Genomic DNA, 7,443 nt, shown 5'->3' on the forward strand with positions numbered 1-7,443 from the left:
ACTGTCCCAACGATTAAGACTGCACCACCAGCATCCGCTGCACCCACCTCTCCGGCGCCGCCCCGCGCGTCCGTTCGGTATCGCCGGCTGTTCGAGCCGACGAACATCGGGTCGATGGAGCTCAAGAACCGCTTCGCGATGGCGCCGATGGGGCCCCTCGGTTTCTCCGATGCGGAGGGCGGCTGGAATTCGCGCGGCATCGAGTACTACGTCGCGCGAGCCCGCGGGGGCGTGGGTCTCATCATCACGGGGATTACGCCCGTCACCAACCCGGCGGAGAAGTTTCCGAACGGCAGCGTGCCGATGCCGATGCGGAACCCCGGTGCGTTCCTGCGTACGAGCCGCGAACTCGTCGAACGGGTTCACGCCTACGACGCGAAGATCATGCTCCAGCTCGGCGCCGGCTTCGGGCGGGTCATCATGACCTCCTTCCTGCAGGGCGGCGCGCAGCCCGTCGCGCCGTCGCCGATCAAGCATCGCTGGTCGGAAGCCATCTGCCGGGAGATGACGGTCGAGGAGATCCATGCGACGGTACGCAGCATGGGAGATTCCGCGGTTCTCGCCCAGCGCGCCGGATTCGACGGCATACAGATCCACGCCGTGCACGAGGGCTACCTGCTCGACCAGTTCGCAACGTCGTTCTATAACCAGCGCACCGACGAGTACGGCGGAAGCCTCGACAACCGGCTGCGCTTCGCCCGCGAGATCGTCGACGAGATCAAGGAACGCTGCGGCTCCGACTACCCGGTGACGCTGCGATTCAGCCCCAAGTCGTTCGTGAAGGACTGGCGAGAGGGCGGCCTTCCCGGAGAGGACTTCGTCGAGAAGGGCCGCGATCTCCCGGAGGGCCTGGATGCCGCGCGCCTCTTCGAGGAGTACGGCTACGACGCCCTCGACATCGATGTGGGCACGTACGACTCCTGGTTCTGGAACCACCCGCCGATGTACCAGAAGAAGGGTCTCTACGTGCCCTTCGCCAAGGCGGTCAGCGACGCGGTCGGCATCAAGGTCATCTGCGCCGGTCGGATGGACGACCCGGACATCGCGCTCGCCGCGGTCGAGGACGGTGCGACGGACATTGTCTCGCTCGGCCGCCCGCTGCTCGCCGACGCCGACTACGTCAACAAGCTGCACAGCGGGCACCAGAACCTGATTCGCCCATGCCTCTCCTGCCAGGAGGGCTGCATGGGCCGGATCGAAGCGTTCGCTGCCATCAACTGCGCGGTCAACCCGCAGTGCGGACGCGAGGCCGAGTGGCGCCTGCACCCGGCCCTGCGATCGAAGACCGTGATGATCGTCGGCGGCGGAGTCGCCGGTTGCGAGGCGGCCAGGGTGCTCGCGCTCCGCGGGCACGTTCCCGTCATCTATGAGGCCTCGGCGGCGCTCGGCGGAAACCTGATCCCCGGCGGTGTCCCTGATTTCAAGGAGGACGACCTCGCGCTGATCCGCTGGTACGAGGCGACGCTGGCCGACCTTGGAGTCGAGGTGCACCTGAATTCACCGGTCGACGAGAAGGTGATCGCGGCATCCGCTGCGGACGAGATCATCGTCGCAACCGGTTCGGTACCACGTCTCTTCGCGCTTCCGGGCGGTGTCCCGGTGTTCTCTGCCGCCGATGTGCTCGAGGGGGTCTCGGACCCGGGCGCGAGGACGGTGATCGTCGGCGGCGGTCTCGTCGGGTGCGAGCTCGCCCTGCACCTCGCCGACCACGGGGTGAACGTCACGATCGTCGAGCAGGCCGAGGACATCCTCGAGGTGTCCGGTCCACTGTGTGAGGCGAACCACATGATGTTGCACGAGCTGATGCCGTTCAAAGGAATCGCGACGGTGACCTCCGCCACGGTGCTGCGCGCGACACCGCGCGGTGTCGTCGTGGCCGTCGGCGGCAGCGAGCGGGAGATCGCGAGCGAATCGGTGATCCTCTCGGTCGGCTACACCTCGAACAGGACGCTCTATGAGGCCGTCCGTGATTCGGGCAAGGAACTCCACTTGCTCGGAGATGCGCGGAAGGTGTCGAACATCATGTACGGGATCTGGGACGCCTTCGAGGTGGCGTCCGGCCTGTAGTCGGCGACCGTCGCGCACCGAGCGCGGGTATTGCGCCGTTCCGCTGGTGGTCCGCCACCCGCGCTGCGGCGCACCACCCGCGCTCGCCGTCGTTGTGGCCGCCGCGCGTTGTCCAGAAATGGAGTGCAGCTGCGTGAGAACACTAGTATGGTAGTAGTCAACGTAACCAAGGGCCATCCGTCCCCGGACGAGCTCCATCCCCAGGAAGGTGGCGACAATGACCGTCGCACACGCACCAGCACAACCCCAAGCACACGCCGGCACGTACAAGCTCGTCCCGGAGAATAAGGGCAAGACGCTCGAGCAGATCCAGGTCGAACTGACAACGGCGGGAGCCAAGAACTGATGCTGACGCTCACGACTGAAACCATGCAGAACCTCGCGGCGTTCGAAGCGGCCGGCATCGACGTGCCGCGTTTCGACCGCGCCGCGGTCACGCGAGCCACCACGGCGAACCCGGCCTGGATCCACTTCGGCGGCGGGAACCTGTTCCGCTGCCTGCACGCCTCGCTGCAGCAGCGACTGCTCAACGAGGGTGAGAGCGACACCGGAATCGTCGTCGTCGACACCTACGACGATGAATTGATCGAGACGATCTACCAGGGTCGCGACAACCTCTCGCTGACCGTCGTGATGAAGGCGAACGGTGCCATCGAAAAGGAACTGATCGCGAGCATCACCGAGAGCCAGTACCTCGCGGAATCGAACCCGGCAGGCACCGCACGGGTCAGGGCGATCTTCGCGAACCCGAGCCTGCAGCTCGCCACTGTCACGATCACCGAGAAGGGCTACAACCTCAAGGGCCCGGACGGTGAACTCTCCGGGCTGGTGCTGGGAGACATCGAGGCAGGCCCGGACCACGCGCGGCACACCATGGCGCACCTCGCCTCGCTCCTCCTCGAGCGCTATCGGGCCGGCGCGGCCCCGATCGCGATGGTCAGCACCGACAACTTCTCCCACAACGGCGAGAAGCTCCGCGACGCGATCGTCGTGGTCGCCCGCGCCTGGAAAGGCCGCGGCTTCGTCGACGACGGGTTCCTCGGCTACCTCACCGACCCGGCCAAGGTCGCCTTCCCCTGGAGCATGATCGACCGGATCACACCGAGCCCGTCTGCCTCCGTCGCCGGCGAGCTGCGGGCAGCGGGATTCGGCGACACCGAGATCCTGGTCACGCAGAAGCACACCACGACGGCGCCCTTCGTGAACACCGAGGAGGTCAACTACCTCGTCATCGAAGACACCTTCCCGAACGGCCGGCCGCCGCTCGAGAAGGCCGGCGTGTACTTCACCGACCGGGACACCGTCAACAAGGTGGAACGCATGAAGGTGTGCACGTGCCTCAACCCGCTGCACACGGCCATGGCGATCTACGGATGCCTGCTGGGCTTCACCTCGATCGCCGACGAAACCGCAGATGCCGACATTTCGGCCCTGATCAACGGGATCGGCTATGCCGAGGGACTTCCCGTCGTGACGAACCCCGGCATCATCGATCCGAAGAGCTTCCTCGACCAGGTCGTCGGGGAACGGCTGCCGAACAAGCGCATCCCGGACACCCCGCAGAGGATCGCCTCCGACACCTCGCAGAAGGTCGGCATCCGCTTCGGCGAGACGATCAAGCTCTACCGCAACAGCGACACCGTCGACGAGCTGACGTTCATCCCGCTCGCGATCGCCGGCTGGTGCCGCTACCTGCTCGGGCTCGACGACAACGGAGAGCCGTTCGAACTGAGCCCCGACCCGATGAACGAGCACCTGCGCCGGTACGTGAGCGATATCCGTCTCGGCGACCCGGCGAGCGTCGGCAGGCGTCTGCACCCGATCCTCTCCAACCGGGACATCTTCGGGCTGAACCTGTACGACACCGCACTCGGCGCGCGGATCGAGGGGTACGTCGAAGAACTCGTCGCGGGCCCCGGGGCAGTTCGCAACACGCTGCACAAGTACGCGAGCACCACGAGCACGAACACGAGCACCACAAGCAACGGCACCACAAGCAAGACAGAGGAGACAGCATCATGCAAATGACATTCCGGTGGTTCGGACCCGATGACGACAAGATCACGCTCGGGCAGGTCCGGCAGATTCCGGGCGTCCAGGGTGTCGTCGGCGCCCTCTACGACGTCCCGGTCGGCGAGGTCTGGCCGAAGGCCAAGATCGCTGGACTGAAAGCCCAGATCGAAGACGCCGGGATGAGCCTCGAGGTGATCGAGAGCGTCAACATCCACGACGACATCAAGATCGGGCTCCCGAGCCGCGACCAGTACATCGAGAACTACAAGGAGACCATCAGGAACCTCTCCGAGTTCGGGATCAAGGTCATCTGCTACAACTTCATGCCGGTCTTCGACTGGGTGCGCACCGAGCTGGCCAGGGAGCTTCCCGACGGTTCGACGACGATGGCCTACGACCAGTCGATCGTGGACACCATGGACCCCGAGGGCATGGCCGCGTCGGTCGAGGGCGACTCGAACGGCTACGTCATGCCGGGCTGGGAGCCCGAGCGCATGAAGGGCCTCAAGGCACTCTTCGCCCAGTACGCGGACGTCGACGAGAAGAAGCTCTCCGACAACCTGCGCTACTTCCTCGAGGCGATCATCCCGACGTGCGAGCAGTACGACGTGAAGATGGCGATCCACCCGGACGACCCGCCCCGCCCGATCTTCGGCCTGCCCCGGATCGTGAAGAATTTCGACGACCTCAAGGCCATCGTCGAGATGGTGGACAGCCCGCACAACGCGCTGACCCTCTGCACCGGCAGCCTCGGTGAGAATCCGGAGAACGACGTTCCCGCGCTCATCCGCTACTTCGCCGGACGCGACCGGGTGCCGTTCGCCCACGTGCGCAACATCAAGCACCTCGGAAACGACAACTTCGAGGAGGCCGCGCACCTCTCCGAGATGGGCTCGCTCGACATCTACGAGATCATGAAGGCCTTCCACGACGTCGGCTTCGACGGGTACATCCGTCCCGACCACGGCCGGATGATCTGGGGCGAGACTGGCCGCCCGGGCTACGGCCTGTACGACCGTGCGCTCGGAATCGCGTACCTGAACGGGCTGTGGGAAGCCATCGACAAGGGCTCCAAGGCCTGAATCGCCTGATGGGGCGGGCCCGCACCTCCGGGCCCGCCCCACTGCGCTGTACCATGCAACAACACCAGCGCCCCATACTAGAAAGATGACGATGGATTCGGGAGCGTTGCGGGCCAGGCCCGCGGCCACACGGCGCAACGCCCGCACGCACGCACTCGAGATCATTCGCCAGAAGATCATCACCCTCGAGCTGGCGCCTGGTACCCGGCTGTCCGAGAACGAGCTCGCCGGCCAGCTCGGGCTATCCCGCACTCCGATCCGCGAGAGCCTCATCCTCCTCGCCGAGGAGCAGCTCGTCTTCGTAGTTCCCCAGGTCGGAACTCTCGTCGCGCCGATCCTGCTCTCGGAGATCGAGACGGCCCAGTTCGTTCGGGAATCCCTCGAGCTCGCGGCCCTGAGCGAGTCCGTGGCCCGGGCGACGCCGGACGACATCGCCGAGCTGAACGCGATCATCGACGCGCAGCGGATCGCGGACAGCCGCAAGACCCAGGCCGGGTTCTTCACCCTCGACGAGGAGTTCCACGCGACCCTGATGGGCATCAGTGGCCACGGCTCCGCCTGGCGCACCGTCGCCCAGGCCAAGGCCCACCTCGACCGGGCGCGGCACCTGTCGCTCTCCTTCACCGGAATGAGCGTGCTGATCGACCAGCATCAGGTCATCACCGACTCGCTCGCCGCGGGCAACGGGGATGCTGCCGCGAGCGCCATGCGGGAACACCTGCGTCGCGTCTTCAACGACATCGCCGCGGTGCGGCAGACCAACCCGGAGCTGTTCACCCTCGACCCGTCCCAGTAGGGCTCGGCCTGCCCGGGGAATCCACCCGGCCGCGCGCCCCCCGGGTCGCGCGCCTCCCGGGTCGCGCGCCCCTTGCGCCGCTTCGCGCCAGGCATGCCTGGCGCGAAGCGGCGGACATGGCGCGTGGGCTGGTGAGGCGGTGGCGCAGCGGGCGCGAAGCGGCGGAACTGGCGTGCTCGACAGCGGGCAGGTGGCGCACCCGGCCTGCCTGGGGCATCCCCTGCCCGGTCGCATAGACTCGCGTCTATGCGAACCAACCGTGCCGACACACCTGAGGTTGAGCTGCGGCCGCTCGACCGCGCGGCAGCCGAGGAGATCGCCCGGAGCCTGCGCGCGATGGCCGACCCGACCCGGGTGCAGCTGCTCGGGATGATCGTCGGCAGGCCGGACGGCCGCGCACTCGTCGGCGAGCTCGCCACGGCGCTCGGGCTGAGCCAGCCGACCGTCAGCCACCACATGCGCATCATGACCGAGGAAGGCCTGCTCGCGAGGAACCAGATCGGGCGCCAGGTCTGGTACTCGGTCGTGCCCGAGCGAGTCGGGGATGTACTCGAGACGACCGGGAACGGCAGCGACCCGATCGCGGCCGTCGTGGCTGCGCCCGTGCTCGCACGCATCACCGACGACCTCGCGACCCGGTTCCGCGGCACGTTTTCGCACGAAACCGTCGCACGGTACGTGCAGGAGAGCTACGAACTCCTCGCCCGGCAGGCGAAGATCACCCGTTACCTCCCGTCGTTCACGGCGCGCTTCGCCGGCGACAGGCTACGGTCGCTCGCCGCGGCAAACGACCGGAGCCCGACGGCCGGCCGGTTCGGGACTGGCGCGTCGCGCAGTCCGGGTGTCCCCGCCGCTCTGAACGTTCCGGACGAACCGGACGCTGCGAACGTTCCGAACGTTCCGAACGCCCCGGACGCAGCGAACGTTCCGGACGAACCGGACGCTGCGAAGGTTCCGAACGCACCGGACGTTCCGGAGGTGCTGTTCGTCTGTGTTCAGAACGCGGGGCGATCCCAGATGGCCTCGGCGATTCTGCGGTCGCTCGCCGGGGACCGCGTACGGGTCCTGACGGCAGGGTCAGCCCCGGCCGGCCGGGTCAATCCGATGGTCGTCGCCGCGCTCGACGAGATCGGCGTTCCTCTCGCCGGCGAGTACCCGAAGCCGTTGACGGACGAGGTCGTCCGGGCGGCGGACTACGTGATCACGATGGGCTGCGGCGACGCGTGCCCGGTGTATCCCGGCCGCACGTACCTCGACTGGGACCTCGCCGACCCGGTCGGGCTCCCGGTGGAGGGCGTCCGGGCGATTCGCGACGAGATCGAGGCGCGGGTCCGCGCTCTCCTCGCCGACCTCGACCGGATGCGGCGACCCACGACCTGAGGGTGAGGCGCCCTCCTGGGCGCTCGGGCGTCCGCGCGCTGGGTCGATCGTCGCAATGTCGGAGTTTTTCGCGACACGCCGTGATCCGGGGCGGCGGATGCCGCG

At 67.2% G+C, this 7,443-nt stretch carries 6 protein-coding genes; all 6 read left to right on the forward strand.

All coding sequences use genetic code 11. The features are described from left to right. Positions 1–87: 87 nt before the first annotated feature. The 6 genes from MQH31_RS00435 to MQH31_RS00455 all read left to right on the forward strand — a co-directional run bounded on the left by MQH31_RS00435 (position 88) and on the right by MQH31_RS00455 (position 7,338). The gene (locus tag MQH31_RS00435; RefSeq protein WP_279238367.1) at positions 88–2,067 is read left to right on the forward strand and encodes an oxidoreductase; all 1,980 of its coding nucleotides are present in this window, start codon (positions 88–90) and stop codon (positions 2,065–2,067) included. A 217-nt stretch (positions 2,068–2,284) separates the two neighbouring features. Then, complete coding sequence (locus tag MQH31_RS20495; RefSeq protein ID WP_255454357.1) at positions 2,285–2,413, forward strand: hypothetical protein; 129 nt, start codon at positions 2,285–2,287, stop codon at positions 2,411–2,413. After that, positions 2,413–4,095, forward strand: coding sequence for a mannitol dehydrogenase family protein (locus MQH31_RS00440; protein WP_243010528.1), 1,683 nt, complete (start codon positions 2,413–2,415; stop codon positions 4,093–4,095). Before MQH31_RS20495 ends, MQH31_RS00440 begins: the two co-directional genes overlap by 1 nt. Further along, positions 4,092–5,162, forward strand: coding sequence for a mannonate dehydratase (uxuA, locus tag MQH31_RS00445; RefSeq protein WP_243010529.1), 1,071 nt, complete (start codon positions 4,092–4,094; stop codon positions 5,160–5,162). Before MQH31_RS00440 ends, uxuA begins: the two co-directional genes overlap by 4 nt. 85 nt (positions 5,163–5,247) lie before the next feature. Continuing rightward, positions 5,248–5,958, forward strand: coding sequence for a GntR family transcriptional regulator (locus MQH31_RS00450; protein ID WP_243010530.1), 711 nt, complete (start codon positions 5,248–5,250; stop codon positions 5,956–5,958). A gap of 246 nt (positions 5,959–6,204) precedes the next feature. Then, complete coding sequence (locus MQH31_RS00455) at positions 6,205–7,338, forward strand: metalloregulator ArsR/SmtB family transcription factor (protein ID WP_243010531.1); 1,134 nt, start codon at positions 6,205–6,207, stop codon at positions 7,336–7,338. Positions 7,339–7,443 lie beyond the last annotated feature (105 nt).

This window comes from Cryobacterium zhongshanensis (assembly GCF_022760445.1).
In the GTDB taxonomy this organism is placed as follows: domain Bacteria; phylum Actinomycetota; class Actinomycetes; order Actinomycetales; family Microbacteriaceae; genus Cryobacterium; species Cryobacterium algoricola.